General features: G+C 52.8%; 22 protein-coding genes. 14 read left to right on the top strand and 8 right to left on the bottom strand.

Annotation, left to right across the window (positions count from 1 at the left end; genetic code table 11):
• Positions 1–71: 71 nt before the first annotated feature.
• The 7 genes from yhdP to csrD all read right to left on the bottom strand — a co-directional run bounded on the left by yhdP (position 72) and on the right by csrD (position 10,943).
• A complete protein-coding gene (gene yhdP, locus QEN32_RS02415) occupies positions 72–3,872 on the bottom strand; it encodes an AsmA2 domain-containing protein YhdP (protein ID WP_079898407.1) in 3,801 nt (1,266 codons plus the stop codon).
• Between the two features lie 110 nt (positions 3,873–3,982).
• Positions 3,983–5,452: a ribonuclease G gene (rng, locus tag QEN32_RS02410; RefSeq protein WP_000123188.1), complete on the bottom strand. Its 1,470-nt coding sequence runs from the start codon at positions 5,450–5,452 to the stop codon at positions 3,983–3,985.
• Complete coding sequence (locus tag QEN32_RS02405; protein ID WP_000210306.1) at positions 5,442–6,035, bottom strand: nucleoside triphosphate pyrophosphatase; 594 nt, start codon at positions 6,033–6,035, stop codon at positions 5,442–5,444. The genes rng and QEN32_RS02405 overlap by 11 nt, the downstream gene beginning before the upstream one ends.
• Positions 6,036–6,043: 8 nt before the next feature.
• The gene (gene mreD / locus QEN32_RS02400) at positions 6,044–6,532 is read right to left on the bottom strand and encodes a rod shape-determining protein MreD (protein ID WP_000179403.1); all 489 of its coding nucleotides are present in this window, start codon (positions 6,530–6,532) and stop codon (positions 6,044–6,046) included.
• Positions 6,533–6,534: 2 nt separating this feature from the next.
• Positions 6,535–7,587: a rod shape-determining protein MreC gene (mreC, locus tag QEN32_RS02395; protein ID WP_000802538.1), complete on the bottom strand. Its 1,053-nt coding sequence runs from the start codon at positions 7,585–7,587 to the stop codon at positions 6,535–6,537.
• A gap of 64 nt (positions 7,588–7,651) precedes the next feature.
• Positions 7,652–8,695 (bottom strand): rod shape-determining protein MreB, encoded by a 1,044-nt coding sequence (mreB, locus tag QEN32_RS02390; RefSeq protein ID WP_000913396.1) that lies wholly within the window; start codon positions 8,693–8,695, stop codon positions 7,652–7,654.
• A gap of 307 nt (positions 8,696–9,002) precedes the next feature.
• Positions 9,003–10,943, bottom strand: coding sequence for an RNase E specificity factor CsrD (gene csrD / locus QEN32_RS02385; RefSeq protein ID WP_001241381.1), 1,941 nt, complete (start codon positions 10,941–10,943; stop codon positions 9,003–9,005).
• Positions 10,944–11,146: 203 nt separating this feature from the next.
• Between csrD and QEN32_RS02380 the strand changes: the two genes are divergently transcribed.
• From QEN32_RS02380 to QEN32_RS02320, 13 genes are all read left to right on the top strand, one after another.
• On the top strand, positions 11,147–12,121 hold the full coding sequence (locus QEN32_RS02380) for an MDR family oxidoreductase (protein WP_039589236.1): 975 nt from the start codon (positions 11,147–11,149) through the stop codon (positions 12,119–12,121).
• Between the two features lie 112 nt (positions 12,122–12,233).
• Positions 12,234–13,238, top strand: a complete 1,005-nt coding sequence (gene msrP, locus QEN32_RS02375; RefSeq protein ID WP_265322419.1) for a protein-methionine-sulfoxide reductase catalytic subunit MsrP — start codon at positions 12,234–12,236, stop codon at positions 13,236–13,238.
• Complete coding sequence (gene msrQ, locus QEN32_RS02370; RefSeq protein WP_001240053.1) at positions 13,239–13,838, top strand: protein-methionine-sulfoxide reductase heme-binding subunit MsrQ; 600 nt, start codon at positions 13,239–13,241, stop codon at positions 13,836–13,838. It begins immediately after the preceding gene.
• Positions 13,839–14,230: 392 nt separating this feature from the next.
• Positions 14,231–14,701 (top strand): acetyl-CoA carboxylase biotin carboxyl carrier protein, encoded by a 471-nt coding sequence (accB, locus tag QEN32_RS02365; protein WP_000354626.1) that lies wholly within the window; start codon positions 14,231–14,233, stop codon positions 14,699–14,701.
• Between the two features lie 10 nt (positions 14,702–14,711).
• Entirely contained in the window at positions 14,712–16,061 is a 1,350-nt protein-coding gene (gene accC / locus QEN32_RS02360; RefSeq protein ID WP_000884627.1) for an acetyl-CoA carboxylase biotin carboxylase subunit, read from the top strand.
• Positions 16,062–16,169: 108 nt separating this feature from the next.
• Positions 16,170–16,412 (top strand): YhdT family protein, encoded by a 243-nt coding sequence (locus QEN32_RS02355; protein WP_000340018.1) that lies wholly within the window; start codon positions 16,170–16,172, stop codon positions 16,410–16,412.
• The gene (panF, locus tag QEN32_RS02350) at positions 16,402–17,853 is read left to right on the top strand and encodes a sodium/pantothenate symporter (protein ID WP_001175684.1); all 1,452 of its coding nucleotides are present in this window, start codon (positions 16,402–16,404) and stop codon (positions 17,851–17,853) included. Before QEN32_RS02355 ends, panF begins: the two co-directional genes overlap by 11 nt.
• An 11-nt stretch (positions 17,854–17,864) precedes the next feature.
• Positions 17,865–18,746 (top strand): 50S ribosomal protein L11 methyltransferase, encoded by an 882-nt coding sequence (gene prmA / locus QEN32_RS02345; RefSeq protein ID WP_001145849.1) that lies wholly within the window; start codon positions 17,865–17,867, stop codon positions 18,744–18,746.
• 660 nt (positions 18,747–19,406) lie between these two features.
• The gene (gene dusB / locus QEN32_RS02340; protein ID WP_001219664.1) at positions 19,407–20,372 is read left to right on the top strand and encodes a tRNA dihydrouridine synthase DusB; all 966 of its coding nucleotides are present in this window, start codon (positions 19,407–19,409) and stop codon (positions 20,370–20,372) included.
• Between the two features lie 25 nt (positions 20,373–20,397).
• Complete coding sequence (gene fis / locus QEN32_RS02335; protein WP_000462905.1) at positions 20,398–20,694, top strand: DNA-binding transcriptional regulator Fis; 297 nt, start codon at positions 20,398–20,400, stop codon at positions 20,692–20,694.
• A gap of 85 nt (positions 20,695–20,779) precedes the next feature.
• On the top strand, positions 20,780–21,664 hold the full coding sequence (gene yhdJ / locus QEN32_RS02330; RefSeq protein ID WP_000642611.1) for an adenine-specific DNA-methyltransferase: 885 nt from the start codon (positions 20,780–20,782) through the stop codon (positions 21,662–21,664).
• Between the two features lie 82 nt (positions 21,665–21,746).
• Entirely contained in the window at positions 21,747–21,911 is a 165-nt protein-coding gene (locus QEN32_RS02325) for a DUF2556 family protein (RefSeq protein ID WP_000620015.1), read from the top strand.
• 150 nt (positions 21,912–22,061) lie between these two features.
• A complete protein-coding gene (locus QEN32_RS02320; protein WP_064044196.1) occupies positions 22,062–24,137 on the top strand; it encodes a bifunctional diguanylate cyclase/phosphodiesterase in 2,076 nt (691 codons plus the stop codon).
• Between the two features lie 26 nt (positions 24,138–24,163).
• Here the strand turns inward: QEN32_RS02320 and envR are convergent, their stop codons facing one another.
• Positions 24,164–24,826: an acrEF/envCD operon transcriptional regulator gene (gene envR, locus QEN32_RS02315; protein WP_001085725.1), complete on the bottom strand. Its 663-nt coding sequence runs from the start codon at positions 24,824–24,826 to the stop codon at positions 24,164–24,166.
• 413 nt (positions 24,827–25,239) lie between these two features.
• On the opposite strand from envR, the gene QEN32_RS02310 reads away from it, so the two are divergent.
• Positions 25,240–26,397: an efflux RND transporter periplasmic adaptor subunit gene (locus tag QEN32_RS02310; protein WP_000160383.1), complete on the top strand. Its 1,158-nt coding sequence runs from the start codon at positions 25,240–25,242 to the stop codon at positions 26,395–26,397.
• Position 26,398: the final 1 nt, after the last annotated feature.

Genomic DNA, 26,398 nt, shown 5'->3' with positions numbered 1-26,398 from the left:
AACCGGATAAACGCAGCGCCGTCCGGCATGACTATTTACTGAGAGTGGGGCAATTCCTCGCCCCCGTCAAATCATTGCTGGCTTTCTTTTATCGGTTGGCGCAGAACTTCGTTGATCTGCGGCGCATCGACCGGACCGGTAATGCGATATCGCAAAATGGAGACCTTGCTCCATAGCGGCCCCAACACTTTACTGGCGGCAAATACCGCCGCGCCGACAATCGGGTTAACGGCAAACGCGGCGGCGACGCCCACGGTGGCGGAAATTTCCGGCGCGACAACGGCCTCCATATCAAGACGACGACGCACCAGATCAACAGAACCTTTCATTGCAATATCCGCTTCCAGCCCATCCACCAGCGTATCGTCAGTATGCAGGACGCCATCTTTAATCCACGCGGTACTATGAATAGAGTCGAAATAGAAACCCTCGCTAAAGGTATCTCTGAAGTCAAACCGCAGCTTACGCAGCAACGCATCAAAACTGAGCAGCCGCAGTAGCTGTCCGGCATGACCGCTACTGAGATCAGTAAACTCGCCTTTACCCAGACGCGTGCGTAAAATCCCGTTGAGCGTGGCTTCATCAGGTTGCCAGGGCGGGTTTCGCCAGTGCAGATCGTAATCTACGTTAAAAGACGCGTTCTGGATTGGCGTCGAGATGCCGAAGAACCCGGCTGCCGTGTCGAGGTTACTACCATGCAAACTACCTTTCAGCGAGGTTCGTTCATTACCCGGCGCATTCACCCACTCGCCGTTCGCTTTCAAACGGGCGAATCCGGTATCGATCAGGCCATTCGTCAGAGTCAGCGTATTGCCTTTGATGGCGAAATCGCCATCAATACGCCCATATTTTTGTCCCCACAGCCAGCACTCTTCGCAGCGAAGCTGTAAGTCCGGCCAGCCGCGGAAGCTAATCGTGTTCGCCGAAGCCAACGGCGATGTCGGCGTTGGTGACGAGGCGTGCGTTTTTGCGACGCCAGGGTTGTAGTACAGGTACTTAATGTTCGCCAGCCACGGCGCATGGTTGCGCATGAGCAGTGTGGCGTTCACCTCACGCCCCTGCGCTTCAATTTTTGTTCCGTTCAGCGAGGGGGCTGAAACGACGCTCAAATTGTTCCACTGCTGGCCGCCCAGCGATAGCGCGGGAGTACGCAACGTGACGCGTTGAGGAAACTCGGCCGAACTGCTCACGTTATCCGCCGCGCCTTTCTGGAATAACGCCAGCCATTGCGCGCCATCCAGCGCCGGCAGATTGAGCTCAACGCCTTGTTGAGCAGGTAATGGCGGAATCGTCCGGCTGTCCGTCGTCCAGATAGCCCGATCCAACGTCAGCTTCTGATTTAATAACCAGCGGCTGTTAAAGTGATTTTTACTCCCTGCGCTCCCCGTTAGCGCAAAACTTTTCAGGTTGCCGTCAGCCTGAATGTTCACCGGAATGGCTTCGCCTGCGGGTTTATTTAGCGGAGAAGGTAAGTGACTGCTCACATTTCTCAGATCGCCATTCAGCTCGATGTGATAAGTGGTGTCAGCGTGATACGGAAGATCGATGCCGACTTTACCATTCCACGTCACGCTGCCGCTCAGGGCATCATTCAGTTGCGGCGGTAAGACGCCCATACGCGTTGGTTGCCAGTTACCGTTCAGGTTGACGGCGACCTGATAGGCTTTCGCCCCTTCCGTCGTACTGAAATCCAGGTTAAGCGGCTGATTAAACCAGTTTGCCGTCAGCGGCCCGCTTTTTAGCGCGCCATTTACAAAGCTGAATTTACCGTTCAGATTTTTGAGCGTGCTGTTTAGCGGCTTAATAAACAGGCTGTTGTTACGCAACGAGACATCGCCCTCAGCAGTAACCTGTTCGCCATCCAGCGGAATATCAAGATGTAAGCGAGCATTCACATCGCCATCTAACTGGAGCTCCGCCAGCGTCGAGCCAAGCGAGTCTTTTAGCGGCGTCTCGTCAAAATAAGGCCCAACGGCTTTTCCCGGCCCGTTAATATCGGCATCAATGAGCAGTTTCTCTTTGGAATAATCCGGAATCGCCGCCGCGAGTTTGCTGGCCTTCACCCCGCCCAAATCGACGCTATCCGAACGCATCCACAGACCGTCGTTCAGGAAATCCAGTTCAATGTTGAGATTTTTTAGCGCCGGCCAGTCGGGTTGAAAGGCAAACGTCGCATTGCGCAGCGGCACCAGCACTTCAAACTGACCTTCGTTATGCTTATAGGGAAAGAGGTGCGGGTTACCACCGTAAACCAACGTGGCGTTATCCGCCTCGCCGCCCTGAATCGCGCCGCTAAGGTAATCGACCAGCGCTTTGCCCATCAGGTTTTCCGGAAAATAGCGCCACGCCTGAGATCCATCGTCGGTACTGATTCCGGCCAGAATGCCCAGCCACGGTTCGTCGCCCGTCGGTTGCAGATAGCGGAACCCGCCGCGCGCATGTACCGCCTTTGCTTTGACGTCAATGTCGCGGCCATCAAGCTGAAAGCCGTTCTCATTCTTCAACCAGCTAAGCGTCGCGACGCCGTTTTCAATTTCCAGCGGCGCGCGAAAAACGGTTTCATAGGGCATCTTAGCCTGCTGCATCGCAACCTTCATCTGCCCGTCTTCTACGCTTCCCGCCAGCGTACCGGAAAAATGTTCCGCGCCGGGCAACAGCTTCCACTGTTTCCAGGCAAGATTTTCCCACGATGCCTGAAAACGCGTTTTTTCGGTGGCCTGTAGCGGAATATCCAGCGCCAGTGTGGCGATCTTTCCGCTCGGCTGCGTAGCCTGCCATATTTCGCCCAGCACAGGCGACAGTTTAGCCGCCAGCGGACGTAATGCTTCCAGCCCCGCCAGTTCAAGATTACTGGCGCGAATGCGTAGCTCATCGCTACGTGTGTGATTCTCACCGCCGACGTCCTGCTGCGGGAGCCAGGCCACGGTTAAGGCTCCGCTCGGCCAGGGTTTACCATCAAGCGTAATCCGTGTGTCCGGAATATAAAACTGCCAGCCCGGCTGCTCGCGGCTAATCTGCGCCGTCAGGTTATCGACAGACAGCGTGTGCGTCGTGTTATCGCCCAGCCAGCTTGCGCCACCCTGTTTCAGCCAGACGTCTCCTCCGGCGATTTCGCCTTTACTGAGCGTCATCCAGCCTTCCAGACTGAAACGCGCCGTCTGGAGCGCCACATTATCCTGCATCCATTTGCCCAGCCACGGCTTGACGTCAATATCGTCGGCCTGTAACCAGACTCTGCCGTTATTTAGCAAACCGTCGTCATCGCGTAAATCCATCCGCACCTGCATCACGCCGTGCTGCCCGGTCAGGCTGGAGAGGCTGACCTCGCCTTCGGCGCGGTGCCGCTCTTTGCCGTTTAGCCAGGTAAGCTGTGGGATCGCCAGCTCCGCGCGTTGTCCGGAAAGCGTCAGAAAACTGATTTGGCTATCGCGCAGATCGAAATGATCGAACTGCCGCAGGAAAAGATCGCTTAAACGGCTGGTTTCGATGCCTTCGCCGTCGCTGCTTTGAAGAGGCGTGTTGGTGCGGAAATTGAGTTGCCAGAAGGTCAGGTCGCGAAACTGCCAGCGCATATGCAACAGGCTTTGCCAGACGTCCAGCGCCAGCGTAACGCGTTTTATCGACAGTTCGCCGCCATCTTTCAGGGCTGCATGAATATTATGCGCTTCCAGCGTAGGGCCAAAATTTTGCCAGCTTGCGGAGAGTTGGCTGGCGGCCACCGGCACGCCGGTCACAGACTCAATCTTATTCAGGATAGCTGGACGCCAGGCGTCAAGATGAGGCAACGCCAGGCGCAGCCCGCTAACCAGCAGCGCTGCAATGACGATGAGCGCGGCTCCAGTGAGCAATAAAATCCCCGGCAATCGCCTCACGCGTCTCTCCTTGTCTGCCAAAAAATACGACTCACACCCCTTGAAGGTATATTGCCGGATGGCGGCGCTTGCGCCTTATCCGGCCTACATGCGCTGGTGCTACTACTCAATTACATCATTACGACGTCAAACTGCTCCTGGTTATAAAGCGGTTCGACCTGAACTTTAACCTGTTTGCCGACAAAGATTTCGACTTCCGCCAGCGCGTGTGATTCTTCGCCTTTCAGCGCTTCCGCCACCGCAGGAGAAGCATAAACCAGGAAGCGATCGGAGTCATAAGCGTGATGAACACGTACAATTTCACGCATGATCTCATAGCAGACGGTTTCCACCGTTTTTACCGTCCCACGGCCATGACAGGTTGGACACTCGTTACAAAGCACATGTTCCACGCTTTCACGAGTCCGTTTACGGGTCATTTCCACCAGTCCCAGCGGCGAAAAACCGTTAATACTGGTTTTCACGCGATCCTTACTTAACGCCTGTTCCAGCGAATGCAGCACCCGGCGGCGATGATCTTCATTATTCATGTCGATAAAATCGATAATGATAATGCCGCCCAGATTACGCAGGCGTAGCTGGCGGGCAATGGCCTGAGTCGCTTCAATATTGGTATTAAAAATGGTGTCGTCGAGATTACGGTGTCCAACAAACGCGCCGGTATTGATATCTACCGTCGTCATCGCTTCGGTTTGGTCGATAATCAGATAACCGCCGGACTTGAGTTCAACCTTACGCTCCAGCGCGCGCTGGATCTCATTTTCCACGTCATAAAGATCGAAGATCGGCTGATGGCCACTGTAATGCTCCAGCTTACTGGTCATTTCCGGGATGTATTCTGCGGTAAACTCCAGCAGCGACTCATAGGTCAGACGTGAGTCGACGCGAATTCGGTCCAACTGCGCATCGGCGAAATCGCGCAGCACGCGCTGCGCCAGCGCCAGTTCGCCATACATCTGGTAGCGCGTTTGCGGACGCTTTTTGCGCTCCATGACTTTCGTCCAGACGCGCTTGAGATAGGCGGCGTCAGACGCGAGATCCTCTTCACACACGCCTTCCGCCGCAGTACGGATAATAAACCCGCCCTGTTCGTCGCAGTATTCCGCCACCACCTTTTTCAGGCGCTCGCGTTCACTTTCGCTTTCGATACGCTGGGAAACGCCAACGTGTGACGCGCCGGGCATAAAAACAAGGTAACGGGAGGGCAACGTGATGTCCGTAGTCAAACGCGCGCCTTTCGTGCCGAGCGGATCTTTCACTACCTGCACCATCAGATCCTGTCCCTGGCGCACCAGCTCGGAGATATCGCGCACGGTAAACTGTTTTTGCTCGTCGCCTGCCACGCATTCGGTATGCGGCATAATGTCGGAAGCATGAAGAAATGCGGCTTTATCCAGCCCAATATCTACAAAAGCCGCCTGCATACCTGGAAGTACACGACTTACACGACCTTTGTAGATATTGCCTACGATTCCGCGTCGCGCTTCACGCTCAATATGGATTTCCTGAAGAATACCGCCATCAATGTACGCCACGCGCGTTTCCGATGGCGTTACGTTTACCAACAATTCAGCCGTCATGTTTATCCCTTTTATCACGCAGTGCGTTAAAATGACTCAACAACTCATACGTTTCAACCAGCGGTAAGCCGACCACGGCGTGATAGCTGCCATTTATCTTCCTGACAAAACAGCCACCCCGCCCCTGAATACCGTATGCACCTGCTTTATCTAAAGGCTCGCCGCTGGCGACATAGCCAGTAATATCCTGCGCAGAAAGCGTGCGGAAAGTCACCTCCGTTACCACCAGACAATCCAGCGTCTGCTGCGAGTCCGCAAGCGCAACAGCAGTCATCACCTGATGCGTATTTCCGGAAAGCAAACGCAGCATTTCTGCGGCATGAGCGGCGTCGCGCGGCTTTTCCAGCACCTCGCCGTTTAACACGACTATCGTATCCGCGCCCAACACCGGCAGATCACGGGGAACCAGCGCCACGCCAGCCTGCGCCTTTTCGCGCGCCAGCCGAACAACATACTGCTGCGCGCTTTCCTGAGCACGCCGTTGCTCTTCAATACCAGGCACGACCTGCTCGAATGAAAATCCAAGTTGAGTCAATAATTCCTGGCGACGCGGGGAACCGGAAGCAAGATACAGAGTTGTCATATCGACCTTTATTGCACAGCAAACTGCTGGCGTACTTTACGCATCAGCAAAAAGAGCCAGGGCCACAGCACGCCATTGACTACACTACTCCAGAACACTTCCGGTCTGAAAGAGACGTTGATCACTAAAAACTCGGCCCAGAAAACAATAATGTCCACGGCCAGTGAAAGCAACATTACCACCAGCGCCTGCTGCCAGAGCGCCAGGTTACGGAAGAGCTGGAATTTCAGAGCGACCAGATAGGCGACAATACTCATCGACAGAGCGCGCACGCCAAGTGTGGAACCGCTGATGAGATCAAGTATGGCACCCATCACAAATCCCGTCCCCACATTTACGCGGTGCGGCAGGGCCAGAATCCAGTACAGTAAGATGAGCAAAACCCAGTTTGGCCGGAAAACAATGATGTCGTCCGGCCAGGGCATGATTTGCAGCAACAGCGCAATAAGAAACGAGAGCCAGATAACCCAGCGCCCCTGGCTACGATAGCTCGCCACTATTACCCTCCCGGCGCACGCGCAGGCGGCGTGGTCGCGCCCGAAGGCGATGGTTGCGTTGATACCGGCGCAGTCTGGCCCGCAGATGGCTGAGTAATCCCCGTCGCCGGGTCCGGCACTGGCGCCGGCGGCCCCATCGCATCCGGAGAAGGCAACACCTGCGGCATCATCTGCATCAGGCGCTCATTGGCGACGCGGTGAACCTCTTCCGGCGTCATCGGATTGGCGCCGTTACGATCGGCTCCCCACAACAGCAGCAGATAGCGCAAACGCTGCAAACCCGCGGTTGGACGTGCCTGAATGACGGTATAGGCGCGCTGAGTGTCCAGCTTGACGGAGGAGACCACCGCCACCGGATACCCTTCCGGGAAACGCCCACCAAGTCCGGACGTTACCAGCACATCGCCAACGCGAATATCGGTATTGGCGGGCAGATGTTCAAGCTGAAGATCGTCAGTGCAGCCGTTACCGGCGGCAATCACGCGGATGTCATTGCGCAGTACCTGAATCGGCAGCGCATGAGTCGCATCGCAAATCAGCAACACGCGGCTGGTCAGTTTCGCCACGGCGACAACCTGCCCTACGACGCCTTTGTCGCTAATGACCGGTTGACCTTCATATACGCCATTAACGCTGCCTTTATCGATAACGACCTGATCGCTGTAAGGATCGTTAACCGTTGAAATAACCTGCGTCACCATTTTCTGCTCGTCCTGACGCAGCGGCGACCCCAGCAGCTCGCGCAACCGCGCGTTCTCCTGTTTGTACTGCCCCAGCATCAGCAGGTCGCTGTTTTTTAGCAGTAATTCCTGGCGCAGCGCCCGATTTTCCAGCTCAAGCTGGTCGCGAGAAGCCAGCGTTTGTGACACGCTGTCGAGCAGTTCACGAGGGCCGTTTGAAATAAAATAGAAAGGACTGACGGCAGTGTCCATGTACGTTCGGATTTGACTGAACGTCCCCAGGCGGCTGTCGGCAATGATAACGCCGAGCGCCACCAGCACCGCCAGAATAAGGCGAATCTGTAGCGACGGGCCACGGCTAAAAATTGGCTTCATAGGCTATGCGTATTCTCGCGTCGGAGAGGCAGGACAATCCAGGGATAATCCTGCCCGTATCCAACTACTCTTCGCTGAACAGGTCGCCGCCGTGCATATCGATCATTTCCAGCGCCTTGCCGCCGCCGCGCGCCACACAGGTCAGCGGATCTTCAGCAACCACGACAGGAATGCCCGTCTCTTCCATTAACAGACGGTCAAGGTTACGCAGCAGCGCGCCGCCGCCGGTGAGCACCATACCGCGCTCGGAGATGTCTGACGCCAGCTCCGGCGGACACTGTTCCAGCGCCACCATTACCGCGCTGACGATACCGGTCAACGGTTCCTGCAACGCTTCCAGAATCTCGTTTGAGTTCAGGGTAAAGCCGCGTGGAACGCCTTCCGCCAGGTTACGGCCACGCACTTCGATCTCGCGGACTTCGTCGCCCGGATAAGCGGAACCGATTTCGTGTTTAATACGTTCTGCGGTGGCTTCACCAATCAGAGAACCGTAGTTACGACGAACGTAATTAATGATGGCTTCGTCGAAGCGGTCACCACCAATACGGACAGAAGAAGAGTAAACCACGCCGTTCAGGGAGATCACGGCAACTTCAGTGGTACCACCACCGATATCCACAACCATTGAACCGGTTGCTTCAGAAACTGGCAGACCTGCGCCGATCGCGGCCGCCATCGGCTCTTCGATCAAAAAGACTTCACGGGCGCCTGCGCCCTGAGCGGATTCACGAATTGCGCGGCGTTCTACCTGCGTCGCGCCGACCGGCACGCATACCAGTACGCGCGGGCTTGGGCGCATAAAGCTGTTGCTGTGCACTTGTTTAATAAAGTGCTGGAGCATTTTTTCGGTCACAAAGAAGTCAGCGATAACGCCGTCTTTCATCGGACGGATCGCAGCGATATTGCCCGGCGTACGGCCCAGCATCTGCTTCGCATCATGACCGACTGCAGCCACGCTTTTCGGCGAACCGGCACGATCCTGACGAATGGCCACAACGGAAGGCTCATTCAATACGATGCCTTGTCCTTTTACATAAATGAGGGTATTCGCGGTACCCAGGTCAATGGACAGGTCATTGGAAAACATGCCACGAAATTTTTTCAACATACTAAGGGATAATCCTGAAAGCTGGGGCGGAAAACAAAATCCGCTTACTTTACCAACCACACGCAGCAGCGACAAGGCGCAAAAATCATCTGCTACGGTGAAAATTAGTGCAGTTCGTTTCCTTTGTTACAAATCTCGGCCTGAGTCCCTCAGGGCTGAAAAAATCAGCAGCAATCCTCGCCTTCGTTTGCAACCTGTCAAAGGTCATTCACCTGCATATTTGCTGCAACAATCTGGCGAGCAGACAAGCACACCCCCATGAGGCGCAGCGCGCGTTATTCTACGTGAAAACAAATTAAACGGCAGGTTAAACCGAGTATCTTTGCGAATATTTTTTCACGTTTGTGTCAAGTAGTTGGGAGGAGGCAAAAAAATCACCCTGCCCACCAGCCACGCCGCGTTTTGTCAGCGTCTGCCACTCGCCGCGCGAACGGACGCCCGTCGCGTAAACCTGCGTAGGCGTACCCGCGCAGGCCTCTACCAGACTTTGAACCAGAAGCTGGTTTTCCGTTCGCTTCTCAATGTTTCTGACCAGACTCGGATGCAGCTTGAGTAATTCCACATTGAGCGCTTTAATCCAGCTCGTGCTAACCAGCGTCAAACCCGCCTGTGTCACCGCCACCCGAACGCCAAGCGCATTGACTAAGCGAAGGATGGGTTGTAACCGGCTGATGTGTTGACAAACATCTGCCTCCGCAAGTTCAATAATTATGCGATTTCGCTGTGATTTTTCACACTGCATTAACGTATCGCGCAACCAGCGCTGAAAACGCGGACGAATCAGCGACTCAACCGTCAACTGCATTGCCAGATTTTCATCCGGCCAGTAGCCCAGCAACGTAATCAGGCGGCTAATTTGTAATCTGTCATACTCTTCCGATAAACCAAATTGCAACACCATCGGCATATACTCCGCCGAGCTCACCTCTTCTTTACCGTCATAGATGCGACACATCAATTCCCGATGATGTACGCGACCTTCTCGCGTGACCGCTGGTTTTTGATAAAGTCGCGGTCCGCCCCGGTTCAGCATCTGCTCAATCAATGTGCGCCAGCGTACATTGCCGCGCCCTTTTTCCGGCAGAGTGTCGTCGTAGATAGCCCAGCTATTTCCCCCCTGCAGGGCGGCATTCCGCGCCGCGGCTTCAGCATGTTCCATCACCTGCTCGGTGGACTGTCCGCTGCGCCAGGCGCAAATGCCGATATGTACCATATCGTCACGATCGAGCATTTTGTTAGCCGGTAGCGCATCGACAGCTTTTAAAAGTTGTCCGGCAATACTTTCCGCTTCTTTCAGCGTTCGATGCGGTAGCAGCACGGCAAAGTCGCTGCGGTGATAACGCGCCAGCAGCGAGCCTGGGTAACGCATAATAAATGTCGATAGCAGATTGATAAGCATAAACATCTGCTCTTCCGCCTGATTGCCTCCCAGGCTGTCGCGCAGAAGATTGAAGTCTGGCAAGCGGATCATCATCACCACGCCATGCACTCCCACTTTTTCCTGATCTTCCAGCAGCGTCGCCAGTTGGTTATCAAAAAACAGACGGTTACCGAGCCCGGTTTTGGTGTCCTGCGCGGCGTAGGAGCGAATGAGGGTGTCCAGGCGACTACGCTGTTCGTGAGCAAACTGAATTTCGGAAAGCAATACATCAAGCGCGCTACTGGTGCGCGCCGGCCATTCGTAAACAGAACCGCGGACATTCGCCCCACGTTCGCCGTTCAGAATACGCGTTGAGCGAATTTCCAGAAGCTCTTGCCCGGAAAGCTGCCGCTGCAGCCAGCGCACCGATAAAAACAAAATCAGAACGATAAAACCGATCGCCAGCGTCAGCGGCGCCGTGGTGATCAGTGAGTGAAAATAGTTACCCATCGGGTCCTGGTAAACCAGACGTAGCGACATTCCTGGATGTTTTATCAGCGGTACGACCAGCTCGCGATACATGTCGCTGGTGCCGGCTGGCCGATAACCTCTGGCGCGAGAATGGCTGTAGACGCTGCGCTCCCCCTGCAACAGATCGACACGCACAATATCGGAAGCGATCATGAGCTCGTCGATTTGCGGCGTCAGCGAGACAATATCATGGGTCACCAGGTGCGTATCAATGGCTGTCGCCGTCGCCTGCACACGGCTGACATACTTATACTGTACGGCGTTATAAAAGCTTAGCGAGCAACCTATCAGAGTCACGAAGATCGTTAACCCCGTGAGCAGCGTGATAAAAGCTGAGAATTTCGTCGTTAATCGCATCCTTGAGTTAACTCCGACGGTTATAAACAGTATGAAAAAGCGAATCTGAAGGCGGAATTCGCCACGGCGCGCAATGAAGCAGGCATACTACCAAAATGGATCTATCTGGCAATTTATTGCGTTGCATCGGCATCACGTTTTAATTAGCGAGTATAGTCTTCGTAGCTATTTTTCCAATCTACCATGTAAAGTGAGGACAGGTTATGCAGGCGTTGATCTTAGAACAGCAGGACGGTAAAACCCTCGCATCCGTGCAACATCTCGAAGAGAGTCAACTGCCGGCAGGTGATGTGACGGTGGATGTCCACTGGTCCAGCCTGAATTATAAAGATGCTCTGGCTATCACCGGAAAAGGGAAAATTATCCGTCATTTTCCGATGATTCCTGGTATTGATTTCGCCGGCACCGTTCACGCAAGCGAAGATCCTCGCTTTCATGCAGGCCAGGAAGTACTACTGACTGGCTGGGGCGTGGGCGAAAACCACTGGGGCGGCCTGGCCGAACGCGCACGCGTTAAAGGCGACTGGCTGGTCGCGCTGCCTGCGGGACTGAGCAGCCGTAACGCCATGATCATCGGCACCGCCGGTTTTACCGCCATGCTGTGCGTCATGGCGCTTGAAGATGCAGGTATTCGCCCGCAAGACGGTGAGGTTGTCGTCACCGGCGCCAGCGGCGGCGTGGGCAGCACTGCCGTTGCATTACTGCATAAGCTGGGCTATCAGGTTGCAGCAGTATCAGGACGTGAAAGCACCCACGGCTATCTTAAGAGCCTGGGAGCTAACCGTATTCTCAGCCGCGATGAGTTTGCTGAATCTCGCCCGTTGGAAAAACAGCTGTGGGCCGGTGCAATTGATACCGTTGGCGATAAAGTGCTGGCGAAAGTCCTGGCACAGATGAGCTATGGCGGTTGCGTGGCCGCCTGCGGCCTGGCGGGCGGCTTCGCGCTGCCGACCACCGTTATGCCATTCATTCTGCGTAATGTGCGTTTGCAAGGGGTGGACTCGGTGATGACCCCACCGGCACGTCGCGCAGAAGCCTGGGCGCGTTTGGTTAAGGATCTGCCGGAATCGTTCTATGCTCAGGCCGCCACAGAGATTACGCTGGCGGATGCGCCGAAGTTCGCCGATGCCATCATCAATAATCAGGTTCAGGGCCGTACGCTGGTGAAGATAAAATAACGTCACGTATAAAAAAATTTACACTTAATTAACTATTTATTTTTACACATTGACACACTCCCTGTCATATTCACTACACGCCATGTTGTGGTGGGTAGACCGGGAGTCTGTGATGAAAAAGATACGTCCATTAACAGAAGCCGATGTGACTGCGGAATCGGCTTTTTTTATGCAGCGCCGACAGGTGCTAAAAGCATTAGGCATCAGCGCGGCCGCCTTATCCTTACCCTCAACGGCGCAGGCCGATCTCTTCAGTTGGTTTAAAGGCAACGATCGTCCGAAAGCGCCTGCCGGTAAACCGCTTGAGTTTAGTCAGCCTGCCGCCTGGCGAAGCGATTTAGCGTTAACGCCGGAAGATAAAGTGACGGGCTACAACAATTTCTATGAGTTTGGCCTTGATAAAGCCGACCCGGCGGCCAATGCCGGAAGTCTGAAAACCGAACCGTGGACGTTGAAAATCAGCGGGGAAGTCGCGAAGCCATTTACGCTGGATTACGACGATTTAACACATCGTTTTCCATTAGAAGAGCGTATCTATCGAATGCGCTGCGTCGAAGCGTGGTCCATGGTCGTGCCGTGGATTGGTTTCCCTTTATATAAGCTACTCGCGCAGGCACAGCCCACCAGCCACGCTAAATATGTGGCATTCGAAACGCTATACGCGCCGGATGATATGCCGGGACAGAAAGATCGCTTTATTGGCGGCGGACTGAAATACCCTTATGTCGAAGGGCTACGTCTGGACGAAGCCATGCATCCGCTGACTCTGATGACCGTTGGCGTCTATGGTAAGGCGTTACCCCCGCAAAACGGCGCGCCTATTCGACTCATCGTTCCATGGAAGTATGGTTTTAAAGGTATTAAATCTATTGTCAGCATTAAACTCACCCGCGAACGTCCGCCAACCACCTGGAATTTGTCGGCTCCCAACGAATATGGTTTTTACGCCAATGTGAACCCGCATGTGGATCATCCACGCTGGTCTCAGGCTACCGAACGCTTTATTGGTTCAGGCGGTATCCTCGATGTACAAAGACAGCCGACGCTGCTGTTTAACGGCTACACCAATGAAGTCGCTTCGCTGTATCGCGGTCTCAATTTGCGGGAGAATTTTTAAGTGCGTCTGACAGCAAAACAGATAACCTGGCTAAAAGTTTGTCTGCATCTTGCCGGTTTTTTGCCGCTTCTGTGGCTCTTTTGGGCGATAAATCACGGTGGACTCAGCGCAGACCCGGTAAAGGATATCCAACACTTTACCGGCAGAACCGCACTCAAATTTTTGCTCGCCACCTTGCTGGTTTCACCGCTGGCGCGCTACGCTAAACAGCCATTATTGATACGCACACGCCGCCTGTTAGGATTATGGTGTTTCGTTTGGGCTACGCTGCATTTAACCAGCTATGCCTTACTGGAACTGGGGATACATAACCTGGCGTTGTTAGGAAGCGAGTTGATTTCACGCCCTTATTTGACGCTTGGGATCATTAGCTGGCTGGTGTTATTGGCGCTGACGTTGACCTCAACGCAATTTGCGCAGCGTAAATTGGGCAAACGCTGGCAAACACTGCATAACGTCGTCTATCTTGTTGCGATCCTGGCTCCCATACATTACCTGTGGTCGGTAAAGATTTTATCACCGCAACCGGTCATCTACGCGGCATTAGCGTTAGCCCTTTTAGCGTTGCGTTACCGGAAGTTTCGCCAGTGGTGGCGCTAGTTTGGTGAACTGTGCGGTCGATTGCAAAACGCAAAACAGGTAATGTCCTTTTTATGTTTCGGGTTGATTATCTTCCCTGATAAGACCAGTATTTAGCTGCCAATTGCGACGAAATAGTTATAATGTGCGACTTTACATTGCCCAACGGCGATTTTCGTTCGCAGAAAGGGTGACAATCGAGCAATGAAGGTATATTTTGTTTTTTGCCCGAAAATGGCAGAAGATAGCCACACAATGACTGGCAAATCATGAATTTCACCTTCGGGTGCTACGGCATAACAGGCAAATCAAAGATGCGCGGTATTTTACCCGCGGCAGTCATTCACATGCTTTACAGACGGCGCTAAAACGCCTGTCACAATCACACTAAACAAAGAGTACGGAACCCACTCATGGATATTCGTAAGATTAAAAAACTGATCGAGCTGGTTGAAGAATCAGGTATCTCCGAACTGGAAATTTCTGAAGGCGAAGAATCTGTTCGCATCAGCCGCACAACGGCAAACGCCGGTTTTCCGGTGATGCAGCAGGCTTATGCGGCGCCGATGATGCAGCAACCCGCTCTGTCTAACGCTGTCGCGCCAGCGGCTACTCCAGCAATGGAAGCGCCTGCCGCAGCGGAAATCAGTGGTCACATCGTACGCTCCCCAATGGTTGGTACTTTCTACCGCACCCCAAGCCCGGACGCGAAAGCGTTCATCGAAGTGGGCCAGAAAGTGAACGTGGGCGATACCCTGTGCATCGTTGAAGCCATGAAAATGATGAACCAGATCGAAGCTGACAAAGCAGGTACTGTGAAAGCGATTCTGGTCGAAAGTGGTCAACCGGTAGAATTTGACGAGCCACTGGTCGTCATCGAGTAACGAGGCGAACATGTTGGATAAAATTGTCATCGCCAACCGCGGCGAGATCGCACTACGTATTCTTCGAGCCTGTAAAGAACTCGGCATCAAGACCGTCGCTGTGCACTCAAGCGCGGATCGCGATTTAAAACACGTATTGCTGGCGGATGAGACGGTCTGTATTGGTCCGGCACCGTCCGTAAAAAGTTATCTGAACATCCCGGCTATCATTAGCGCCGCTGAAATCACCGGCGCGGTGGCAATCCACCCGGGTTACGGCTTCCTTTCTGAGAACGCCAATTTTGCCGAGCAGGTTGAACGCTCCGGCTTTATCTTTATCGGCCCGAAAGCGGATACCATCCGCCTGATGGGCGATAAAGTGTCCGCGATTACCGCGATGAAAAAAGCGGGCGTGCCGACCGTACCAGGATCTGACGGCCCGCTGGGCGACGATATGAATGCGAACCGCGCTCATGCCAAACGTATTGGCTATCCGGTGATCATCAAAGCGTCCGGCGGCGGCGGCGGCCGCGGTATGCGCGTGGTTCGTAGCGATGCTGAACTGGCGCAGTCCATCTCCATGACCAAAGCGGAAGCGAAAGCGGCTTTCAGCAACGACATGGTATACATGGAAAAATACCTGGAAAATCCACGCCACATCGAAATTCAGGTGCTGGCGGACGGCCAGGGCAACGCTATCTATCTGGCGGAACGCGACTGTTCCATGCAGCGTCGCCACCAGAAAGTGGTTGAAGAGGCCCCGGCGCCAGGCATTACGCCGGAACTGCGTCGCTATATCGGCGAACGCTGCGCGAAAGCGTGCGTAGACATCGGCTATCGCGGCGCAGGGACGTTCGAATTCCTGTTCGAAAACGGCGAGTTCTATTTCATCGAAATGAACACCCGTATTCAGGTTGAACACCCGGTGACTGAAATGATTACCGGCGTCGATTTGATCAAAGAGCAGCTGCGCATCGCGGCGGGTCAGCCGCTGTCGATCACACAGGACGAAGTTGTCGTTCGAGGCCATGCGGTAGAATGCCGCATCAATGCCGAAGATCCGAACACCTTCCTGCCAAGCCCAGGCAAAATCACGCGCTTCCATGCGCCTGGCGGCTTTGGCGTTCGCTGGGAATCTCATATCTACGCGGGCTACACGGTGCCGCCGTACTATGATTCCATGATCGGCAAACTCATCTGCTACGGTGAAAACCGCGACGTGGCGATTGCCCGTATGAAAAATGCCCTGCAGGAACTGATTATCGATGGTATCAAAACCAATATCGATCTGCAGACCCGCATCATGAATGACGAGCACTTCCAGCACGGTGGAACCAACATCCACTATCTGGAGAAAAAACTCGGTCTTCAGGAAAAGTAATCGCACGTTAATCTCAAAAGGCCGGTGAATCCGGCCTTTTTTATTTCTGGGGATAGCGATGCCCCATCATGTACAATTCCCGCTTTCTTCACCCATAAGGGACAAAAAATGGACGCTCGTTTTGTTCAGGCCCATAAAGAGGCGCGCTGGGCGCTGTGGCTGACCCTTTGCTATCTGGCGGCATGGTTAGTGGCTGCTTACTTACCTGGAGACTCGCCGGGAATTACCGGTCTGCCGCACTGGTTCGAGATGGCCTGCTTATTGACGCCGCTGGTCTTTATTTTGCTGTGCTGGGCAATGGTGAAATTCATTTATCGCGATATTTCGCTGGAGGATGACGATGCAGCTTGAGGTCATTCTACCGCTGGTAGCCTATCTGATCGTGGTCTTCGGGGTCTCGATTTACGCTATGCGCAAGCGTACCGCCGGCACTTTTTTAAACGAATATTTTCTTGGCAGCCGTTCGATGGGCGGGATCGTGCTCGCGATGACGCTTACCGCCACCTATATTAGCGCCAGTTCATTTATCGGCGGTCCCGGCGCGGCTTATAAATACGGTCTGGGCTGGGTCTTGCTGGCGATGATCCAGCTTCCCGCCGTCTGGCTTTCACTGGGTATTCTGGGTAAAAAATTCGCTATCCTGGCGCGTCGCTATAATGCCGTCACGCTTAACGATATGCTATTCGCGCGTTACCAAAGCCGCCTGCTGGTGTGGTTGGCAAGCCTGAGTTTATTGGTCGCGTTTATTGGCGCAATGACCGTACAATTTATCGGCGGCGCGCGACTGCTGGAGACCGCGGCGGGGATTCCCTACGAAACCGGCCTGCTAATATTTGGCGTCAGTATCGCACTCTATACGGCGTTTGGCGGCTTTCGCGCCAGCGTACTTAACGATACGCTACAGGGCCTGGTGATGCTGGTCGGCACGATAGTGCTGCTGGTGGGCGTGGTGCATGCGGCGGGCGGTCTAAGTCAGGCCGTTGACACGCTGCACGCTCTCGACCCCAAACTGGTAACGCCGCAGGGCGCCGATGACATACTTTCTCCCGCCTTTATGACCTCTTTTTGGGTACTGGTCTGTTTTGGCGTGATTGGCCTGCCGCATACGGCGGTGCGCTGCATCTCCTATAAAGACAGTAAAGCGGTACACCGGGGCATTATTATCGGTACGATTGTCGTGGCGATTTTAATGTTCGGGATGCACCTTGCCGGCGCGCTGGGTCGCGCGGTGCTTCCGGATCTGACGGTGCCGGATCTGGTGATCCCAACGCTAATGGTGAAAGTTTTGCCGCCGTTTGCCGCCGGGATCTTCCTCGCTGCGCCAATGGCGGCGATCATGTCAACAATTAACGCCCAACTGCTGCAAAGTTCCGCGACGATCATTAAAGATCTCTATCTCAACCTGCGCCCCGATCAGATGCAAAATGAGATCCGGCTGAAGCGTATGTCGGCAGCGATTACATTACTGCTAGGCGCGCTGTTGCTGCTGGCAGCATGGAAACCGCCAGAGATGATCATTTGGCTCAACCTGCTGGCGTTTGGCGGCCTGGAAGCGGTGTTCTTATGGCCGCTGGTACTGGGCCTTTACTGGGAGCGGGCAAACGCGGCAGGCGCATTAAGCGCCATGATCGTGGGCGGCGTGCTATATGCCCTGCTTGCCACATTTAATATTCAGTACCTGGGCTTTCATCCGATTGTGCCCGCGTTACTGTTAAGTTTATTGGCTTTTCTGATCGGAAACCGATTCGGCTCTTCCGCTTCGCAAGCCACCGTATTGTCTACTGATAAATAAAGAGTTTTGCCATGCCATGGATCCAATTGAAACTGAATACCACCGGCGCGAATGCTGAAGAGCTGAGTGATGCGCTGATGGAAGCGGGCGCCGTTTCCATTACCTTTCAGGATACGCACGATACGCCGGTTTTTGAGCCATTGCCGGGCGAAACCCGTCTGTGGGGCGATACCGATGTGATCGGTCTGTTCGACGCCGAAACCGACATGAAAGACGTTGTCGCTATTCTGGAGCAACATCCGCTGCTGGGTGCCGGATTTGCCCATAAAATCGAACAACTGGAAGATAAAGACTGGGAACGCGAATGGATGGATAATTTCCATCCGATGCGTTTTGGCGAGCGTCTGTGGATTTGTCCCAGCTGGCGCGACATTCCGGACGAGAATGCCGTCAACGTGATGCTCGACCCGGGACTGGCGTTCGGTACGGGTACGCACCCCACCACCTCTTTATGTCTGCAATGGCTGGACGGGCTCGATCTCAACGGCAAAACCGTGATCGACTTTGGCTGCGGTTCAGGCATTCTGGCGATTGCCGCGCTGAAGCTGGGAGCGGCAAAGGCGATTGGTATTGATATCGATCCGCAAGCTATTCAGGCCAGTCGCGATAATGCCGAACGCAACGGCGTGTCTGACCGGCTGGAGCTGTACCTGCCGAAAGACCAGCCAGAAGCCATGAAAGCCGACGTGGTCGTCGCTAACATCCTGGCAGGCCCATTACGCGAACTGGCCCCGTTAATCAGCGTACTGCCCGTTGAGGGCGGTCTGCTGGGGCTTTCAGGTATTCTCGCCAGCCAGGCGGAAAGCGTCTGTGATGCTTACGCCGAGCTTTTCACTCTCGACCCGGTCGTAGAAAAAGAAGAGTGGTGCCGCATTACTGGCCGTAAGAAATAATTCTTGTCAGCGTGGTCGCCCGGCCACGCTTTTCTCCACACAACTGCCTTAACGCCTTTCAGGCACCGAGACATCATTAAGTTCATCAAATGAATGCCTGAAATGACTTCTTTGTCACTATCCGTCTGGATAAACAGCTGCTACCAGCGGACAAAAGGTACTGGCGTTTTAACGGGTCGCAGCCATCGCCCTCGTACTTAGTAATGCTGTCCGGGTTGTTCTGCAGCATCCGCTAACGCGCTCTTCAGCACAGCTGGAAAAATTTATGCGTGCCATTCATGAACACAAAAGCGCATCTGTGCGCCCCCTTCCGACTGGCAATGGAGAAAAGCCACGCGCAGCGGGAAGTGATCTTGTCCTGAAACGAGACGGCGATCCCATTCATTTGGGGTAATTAGCTTATAAAAAAAGCAGATTATTCCGCTTATCTTGTTTCTGGACGAAGAAATAGAGAGAAGTTACGGGAATTTGTAAGCGCGTACAAAACCGCCGACAATAAATAACCCTATGATTTTACTGAATTATAAATTTATTTTGCTGTTTTTAAGCACGATTCATTGATCTACAACAGTGGATTGTTCAAAGTTTGGCCTTTCATCTCGTGCAAAAAATGCGTAATATACGCCGCCTTGCAGTCACAGTATGGTCATTTCTTAACTCATGCGCATCGGACAATATCAGCTCAGAAATCGCCTGATCGCAGCGCCCATGGCTGGCATTACTGACAGACCTTTCCGGACGCTGTGCTATGAGATGGGAGCAGGATTGACAGTATCCGAGATGATGTCTTCTAACCCGCAAGTGTGGGAAAGCGATAAATCTCGTTTACGGATGGTGCACGTTGATGAGCCAGGAATTCGCACGGTGCAAATTGCCGGTAGCGACCCTGTTGAGATGGCCGATGCCGCACGTATTAACGTGGAAAGCGGCGCCCAGATTATTGATATCAATATGGGGTGCCCGGCGAAGAAAGTGAATCGTAAGCTGGCAGGTTCAGCCCTCTTGCAGTACCCGGATTTAGTGAAGTCTATACTCATCGGGGTCGTAAACGCAGTGGACGTTCCTGTGACTCTCAAGATTCGCACCGGCTGGGCGCCGGAACACCGTAACTGCGTAGAGATTGCCCAACTGGCTGAAGATTGTGGTATTCAGGCTCTGACCATCCATGGCCGCACCCGCGCCTGTTTGTTCAACGGAGAAGCTGAATACGACAGTATTCGGGCAGTTAAGCAGAAAGTTTCCATTCCGATTATCGCGAATGGCGACATTACTAACCCGCATAAAGCCAGAGCTGTTCTCGACTATACAGGGGCGGATGCCCTGATGATAGGCCGCGCAGCTCAGGGAAGACCCTGGATCTTTCGGGAAATCCAGCATTATCTGGACACTGGGGAGCTGCTTCCGCCGCTGCCGCTGGCAGAGGTAAAGCGCTTGCTTTGCACGCATGTTCGGGAACTGCATGACTTTTACGGTCAGGCAAAAGGGTACCGAATCGCGCGTAAACACGTCTCCTGGTATCTCCAGGAGCACGCTCCAGACGACCAGTTTCGGCGCACATTCAACGCTATTGAGGACGCCAGCGAACAGCTGGAGGCGTTGGAGGCATACTTCGAAAATTTTGCGTAAACAGAAATAAAGAGCTGACAGAACTATGTTCGAACAACGCGTAAATTCTGACGTACTGACCGTTTCTACCGTTAACTCTCAGGATCAGGTAACCCAAAAACCCCTGCGTGACTCGGTTAAACAGGCACTGAAGAACTATTTTGCTCAACTGAATGGTCAGGACGTTAATGACCTGTATGAGCTGGTACTGGCTGAAGTAGAACAGCCCCTGTTGGACATGGTGATGCAATACACCCGTGGTAACCAGACCCGTGCTGCTCTGATGATGGGCATCAACCGTGGTACGCTGCGTAAAAAATTAAAAAAATACGGCATGAACTAATTTCGATTAGCTAACTGCTTGTTTAAAAAGGCGCTACTCGGCATGGGGAAGCGCCTTTTTTATACGCATCACATGGAATTTGGTCATGAAAGCGGAATGTGAACCTCAGTACTTTGGCGATGAATCGAAGAAGATTATTCACGGTGACGCGCTAACAGAACTTAAAAAACTGCCTTCTGAAAGCATTGACTTAATTTTTGCCGATCCGCCTTACAATATCGGAAAAGATTTCGACGGTATGGTGGAATCCTGGGACGAAGCGTCTTTTCTGGCCTGGCTGTATGAATGCATTGATGAGTGCCACCGCGTACTGAAGAAACACGGCACCATGTACATCATGAATAGCACAGAAAATATGCCGTATATCGATCTCAAATGCCGAACGCTTTTTACCATCAAAAGCCGTATCGTCTGGTCCTATGATAGTTCCGGGGTGCAGGCGAAAAAATACTTTGGTTCTATGTATGAACCGATCCTGATGATGGTAAAAAACCCGAAAAGCTATACCTTTAACCGTGATGCGATTCTGGTCGAAACCACTACGGGCGCTAAGCGCGCGCTAATCGATTATCGAAAAAACCCGCCCCAACCATACAATCAGAAAAAAGTGCCGGGCAACGTCTGGTCATTTCCTCGCGTACGTTATCTGATGGATGAATATGAAAACCATCCTACGCAAAAGCCCAGCGCGCTGTTAAAACGGATCATACTGGCCTCTTCTAACCCGAGCGATACCGTATTGGACCCTTTCGCGGGCAGTTTCACCACAGGCGCTGTCGCAGCGGCGTCAGGTCGTAAGTTTATCGGTATTGAACTCAATAATGAGTACGTAAAAATGGGGCTCAGAAGATTGAGCGTCACTTCGCATTATTCAGAAAATGAACTTGCAAAAGTCAAAAAGAGAAAAACACAAAACCTGTCCAAAAAGCAGCGAAATGTCGGGATAAACGCGCTATCTTCAGAGAAGTAAAAGCATTGTAAGTCCGCTTTTCAGCGTCAAAATTTCATGTATATTCCCAGCACGCATGGGCATGAATACACAGGATTTGACGATGATACGTAAGTATTGGTGGCTGGTTGTTTTTGCCGTCTCCGTTTTTCTTTTTGATGCGCTTTTGATGCAATGGATCGAATTGATGGCGACTGAACAGGATAAGTGCCGAAACATGGATTCGGTTAACCCTCTTAAATTGATCAATTGTACCGATCTGGAGTAGCGAACCGGGCAATTTAACCTATGATTATTTATCGCCCGGATTTCTTTTATCCCTTATAAAAACAGGGAATTAAAACACGTTGAGGATAAAAGAAGGGGTGATACTGTCTCGTCCTGTTCTTTTCCTGCATAACCAATGAGCTAATGATACATGCCGGTTAGTGAGTACAACCACATCCTTGTGGCGGTTTCATTTGCTGTCGCTATTTTTGCGTCCTATACCGCATTAAATATGGCCGGACGCGTAGCCGGAAGCGCCCGATCAAACGCCAGAATATGGCTAATGGGCGGCGGCTTCGCGCTGGGCGTCGGTATTTGGGCGATGCATTTTGTCGGGATGCTGGCGATGGATCACGCGATGAACATGCGCTTCGATCCGTTCCTCACCGGCCTCTCCATGCTGATCGCGATCGGCTCCTCCCTGTTTGCGCTATGGCTGGTTAGCGCTGAAAAACTGCGCCTGCGCCGTTTACTGCCGGGCGCGCTGGTGATGGGACTGGGCATCAGCGCAATGCATTATACCGGGATGGCGGCGCTGCAATTTGCTTCCATTATCGTCTGGAATAGCGCGTGGGTTGCCCTCTCTATCATTATCGCGCTACTGGCGTCCTGCGGCGCGCTGTGGCTCACGTTCCGCCTGCGTCATGAGGGAACAGATGTCGCCCTGAGGCGAGCAGGCGCCGCGGTATTAATGGGGATAGCTATCGCCGGCATGCATTACGCCGGCATGAAGGCCGCACACTTTCCCCAAAACTGGCCGATGGAGCATCGTGGCGTCGATAGCAACTGGCTGGCTGTTCTTGTCAGCGTGGTCGCGCTGACTATCCTGGGCATTACTCTGCTGGTTTCTTTATTTGACGCCCGGCTTCAGGCCCGCACCGCACTACTTGCCTCTTCGCTGGCGCAGGCGAACCAGGAACTGGCGCAGCTGGCGCTGCATGATACGCTCACCCGTTTACCAAACCGGGTACTCCTTGAGGATCGTCTGGAACAGGCCATCAGCAAAGCGAATCGGGAAAGCACGTCTTTCGCGCTACTGTTTATGGATCTGGATGGCTTTAAAGCCGTTAATGACGCTTATGGTCATGATATCGGCGATAAGCTACTGGTAGCGGTCACGCATCGTCTGAACCAACCGCTGAGCGGTCAGTTTACCCTGGCGCGGATTGGCGGCGACGAATTTGTGCTGCTTGCAGAAGTCAGCGCGCCTGACGAAGCGGCTTCCCTTGCCAGCGCGCTGGTACATTCGATAGATGCGCCCTTTACGATAGATCCGTACGAACTGGTCGTCACCCTTAGCGTGGGAATAGCGCTCTATCCGCTGGACGGAAAAAACGAACGGGAACTGATGTTCAACGCCGATGCCGCAATGTACCACACGAAACATACGGGGCGTAACGGATACCATTTCTTTCAGCCATCAATGAATATGCTGGCGCAAACCCAGCTTCAGCTAATGAATGACCTGTGGCTGGCGCTGGAAAGACAAGAACTCAGGCTAGTGTATCAGCCTAAATTTCAGGCCCCTGCCGGCCCCATTGTAGGATTTGAGGCCCTGTTGCGCTGGTATCATCCAAAACAAGGCGTACTGAATCCTGACCAGTTTTTACCGCTGGCGGAAAAAACGGGTCTTATCGTCACTATCGGTAGCTGGGTGATAGACGAGGCGTGTCGACAGCTCCGCGAGTGGCACTTACAGGGATACGCCTTATGGTCAGTGGCGGTAAATCTGTCCGCCTTACAATTTGAGCAGCCCGGCCTTGTGGACACCATTACGCGGAGCCTGGCCCGACACAGTATCCGTCCCGATTTATTGATTCTGGAAATCACCGAAACTACGGCGATGAACAAGCCAGAGCAAAGCGTCGCTATACTCACCAGATTAACGGAAATGGGGGTTAAGGCCTCTATTGACGACTTTGGCACCGGCTATTCCAGCCTTCTCTATCTGAAACGTCTTCCGGCATGCGAACTAAAAATTGATCGCGCTTTCGTACATGAACTCAGCGAGGCAGGCGACGGCGCGACCATTGTTGCGGCTATTGTCGCGCTGGCGAAAGCGTTAAATCTGCAAATTGTGGCAGAAGGGGTAGAAAATGAAACGCAGCAACAATTTTTGACCCAGTTAGGATGCCATACGCTTCAGGGGTTCCTGCTTGGCAAGCCGCGTACGGCAGAGGAAATTGCTCGCGATATTCGGGACCCTGCCAATATATTCACAAGGTAAATATATAATATCAACTCAAAATAATCTCAGGCTTCTTCCGCCTGTTGTTCATTTGGCATTAATTGCCTCACACTGCCATCCGGGCTTAGCATTTTTAATACATTATCGACTAATGCAGGCGCCTGCTTATAAAGATCATAACTTGTGGGATTCATTAACCAGTTCTTTACTATTCCGCTAAAACTACCATGCAGAATAATTAATATGACATCCAGATCAAGACTGCCTGAGATCAGCTTTTTATCCATACATCGCTGTAATACTTCAAGCAGCGACTGATGATGGAAACCCATCTTCTCCCGAATGGCCTGTTCCGATATCATACCATTATGGAATTCACATTTATGATATAAAATCTGCATTAATGCCTGCTGACGAGGCACTGCCGCAATATATTGTAAGGCTGCAATAAATTTCTCTCGTAGATCCTGTAAAGGATTATCATTCCAGCATCCCGTAAGCCGATCCTGAATAAGTTCGCGTAAAGGTGGTTGCTGTAACCAAACCTCATTAAACAACTGCGTTTTATTCTCAAAGTGCCAGTAGATGGCGCCCCGCGTGACATCAGCGGCATCAGCGATATCATTCAACGTCGTGTTGGCAACGCCGCGCAAAGCGAACTGCGCAATAGCGGTTTCAATCAAATGTTGCCGCGTTTTAAGCGCATCCGCCTTCGTTTTCTTCGCCATAATTAAGATATCCTGGACCATAAAAACGATAAATACGCTGATAAAATACTCAGCACAAAAAACAACTTTACCATGTCCTTTTTAGTCAGACGAGAGACAGCCATTTTTATTTCGCACAATATCGCCAAATCAATAATAAAAACAAATAAATTAATAAAACATATTCATATAAAATATATATTTCTAATTATGTTATTCAACATCATGATTTTACTAATCGGGACATTATGAAACGACAGGGAATAGTTCTTTTTTTTTGCTTTTATGTGCCGTGAACCCCATCCCAAAATAAGTATTGCTTACATCACAAGCTAATAATTTGTAGGATACCCCACTGCTATTCTATTTTTCGCGCGTTAACGCCTTACCGTTATCCGGTGAATAACGAGCTTTCGGTTTTTTAAGGAACAGTAATGACGAAACATGCCAGGTTTTCACTCCTGCCCTCATTCATCATATTCTCTGCTGCGCTGCTGGCCGGTTGTAATGACCAGGGAGATACCCAGGCTCATGCCGGCGAGCCGCAAGTCACCGTCCATGTGGTCGAAACAGCGCCGCTAGCCGTAACGACCGAACTTCCCGGACGTACGTCCGCATTTCGCATTGCGGAGGTTCGCCCCCAGGTGAGCGGGATCGTGCTTAAAAGAAACTTCACCGAAGGTAGCGATGTAGAGGCCGGGCAGTCGCTTTATCAGATCGATCCTGCCACTTATCAGGCCGATTATGACAGCGCTAAAGGCGAACTTGCTAAAAGCGAAGCGGCTGCGGCTATCGCGCACCTGACGGTCAAACGCTATGTTCCACTGGTCGGCACAAAATATATCAGCCAACAGGAATATGATCAGGCGATTGCCGACGCCCGCCAGGCCGATGCCGCCGTTGTGGCGGCAAAAGCCGCTGTTGAAAGCGCGCGTATTAACCTTGCGTATACCAAAGTCACCTCACCCATCAGCGGGCGTATAGGAAAATCTAATGTGACTGAAGGCGCGCTGGTGACTAATGGTCAGTCAACTGAACTGGCTACCGTGCAACAACTCGACCCGATTTATGTCGACGTGACGCAATCAAGCAACGACTTTATGCGACTCAAGCAATCCGTCGAACAAGGTAACCTGCATAAAGACAGCGCCAGTAGCACGGTTCAACTGGTAATGGAAAATGGTCAGGTCTACCCGATTAAAGGCACGCTGCAATTTTCCGACGTTACCGTAGATGAAAGCACCGGCTCTATCACGCTCAGGGCAGTTTTCCCTAACCCGCAACACAGTCTGCTTCCCGGTATGTTTGTTCGCGCCCGCATTGATGAAGGCGTCCAGCCCAATGCCATCCTTGTCCCCCAGCAGGGCGTAACCCGCACGCCGCGCGGCGACGCAATGGTGATGGTGGTTAACGATAAAAGCCAGGTCGAAGCCCGCAATGTCGTGGCGGCGCAGGCTATTGGCGATAAATGGCTCATCAGCGAAGGGTTAAAACCGGGCGATAAGGTCATCGTCAGCGGCTTACAAAAAGCGCGACCGGGCGTCCAGGTGAAAGCCACTACCGATGCTCCTGCAGCGAAAACGGCGCAATAAG

This window comes from Salmonella sp. SA14318 (genome assembly GCF_029866905.1).
In the GTDB taxonomy this organism is placed as follows: Bacteria; Pseudomonadota; Gammaproteobacteria; order Enterobacterales; family Enterobacteriaceae; genus Salmonella; species Salmonella enterica.
The sequence above is the reverse complement of the archived record's forward strand: the minus strand, read 5'-3'. Positions and strand labels throughout refer to the sequence as shown.

What these genes read in the sequence shown, in the direction of transcription:
- rng (WP_000123188.1), bottom strand. Translation starts at nt 5,452, where the DNA reads ATGACGGCTGAATTGTTGGTAAACGTAACGCCATCGGAAACGCGCGTG.
- QEN32_RS02405 (WP_000210306.1), bottom strand. Translation starts at nt 6,035, where the DNA reads ATGACAACTCTGTATCTTGCTTCCGGTTCCCCGCGTCGCCAGGAATTA.
- mreC (WP_000802538.1), bottom strand. Translation starts at nt 7,587, where the DNA reads ATGAAGCCAATTTTTAGCCGTGGCCCGTCGCTACAGATTCGCCTTATT.
- mreB (WP_000913396.1), bottom strand. Translation starts at nt 8,695, where the DNA reads ATGTTGAAAAAATTTCGTGGCATGTTTTCCAATGACCTGTCCATTGAC.
- csrD (WP_001241381.1), bottom strand. Translation starts at nt 10,943, where the DNA reads ATGCGATTAACGACGAAATTCTCAGCTTTTATCACGCTGCTCACGGGG.
- QEN32_RS02380 (WP_039589236.1), top strand. Translation starts at nt 11,147, where the DNA reads ATGCAGGCGTTGATCTTAGAACAGCAGGACGGTAAAACCCTCGCATCC.
- msrP (WP_265322419.1), top strand. Translation starts at nt 12,234, where the DNA reads ATGAAAAAGATACGTCCATTAACAGAAGCCGATGTGACTGCGGAATCG.
- accB (WP_000354626.1), top strand. Translation starts at nt 14,231, where the DNA reads ATGGATATTCGTAAGATTAAAAAACTGATCGAGCTGGTTGAAGAATCA.
- accC (WP_000884627.1), top strand. Translation starts at nt 14,712, where the DNA reads ATGTTGGATAAAATTGTCATCGCCAACCGCGGCGAGATCGCACTACGT.
- QEN32_RS02355 (WP_000340018.1), top strand. Translation starts at nt 16,170, where the DNA reads ATGGACGCTCGTTTTGTTCAGGCCCATAAAGAGGCGCGCTGGGCGCTG.
- panF (WP_001175684.1), top strand. Translation starts at nt 16,402, where the DNA reads ATGCAGCTTGAGGTCATTCTACCGCTGGTAGCCTATCTGATCGTGGTC.
- prmA (WP_001145849.1), top strand. Translation starts at nt 17,865, where the DNA reads ATGCCATGGATCCAATTGAAACTGAATACCACCGGCGCGAATGCTGAA.
- dusB (WP_001219664.1), top strand. Translation starts at nt 19,407, where the DNA reads ATGCGCATCGGACAATATCAGCTCAGAAATCGCCTGATCGCAGCGCCC.
- fis (WP_000462905.1), top strand. Translation starts at nt 20,398, where the DNA reads ATGTTCGAACAACGCGTAAATTCTGACGTACTGACCGTTTCTACCGTT.
- yhdJ (WP_000642611.1), top strand. Translation starts at nt 20,780, where the DNA reads ATGAAAGCGGAATGTGAACCTCAGTACTTTGGCGATGAATCGAAGAAG.
- QEN32_RS02325 (WP_000620015.1), top strand. Translation starts at nt 21,747, where the DNA reads ATGATACGTAAGTATTGGTGGCTGGTTGTTTTTGCCGTCTCCGTTTTT.
- QEN32_RS02320 (WP_064044196.1), top strand. Translation starts at nt 22,062, where the DNA reads ATGCCGGTTAGTGAGTACAACCACATCCTTGTGGCGGTTTCATTTGCT.
- envR (WP_001085725.1), bottom strand. Translation starts at nt 24,826, where the DNA reads ATGGCGAAGAAAACGAAGGCGGATGCGCTTAAAACGCGGCAACATTTG.
- QEN32_RS02310 (WP_000160383.1), top strand. Translation starts at nt 25,240, where the DNA reads ATGACGAAACATGCCAGGTTTTCACTCCTGCCCTCATTCATCATATTC.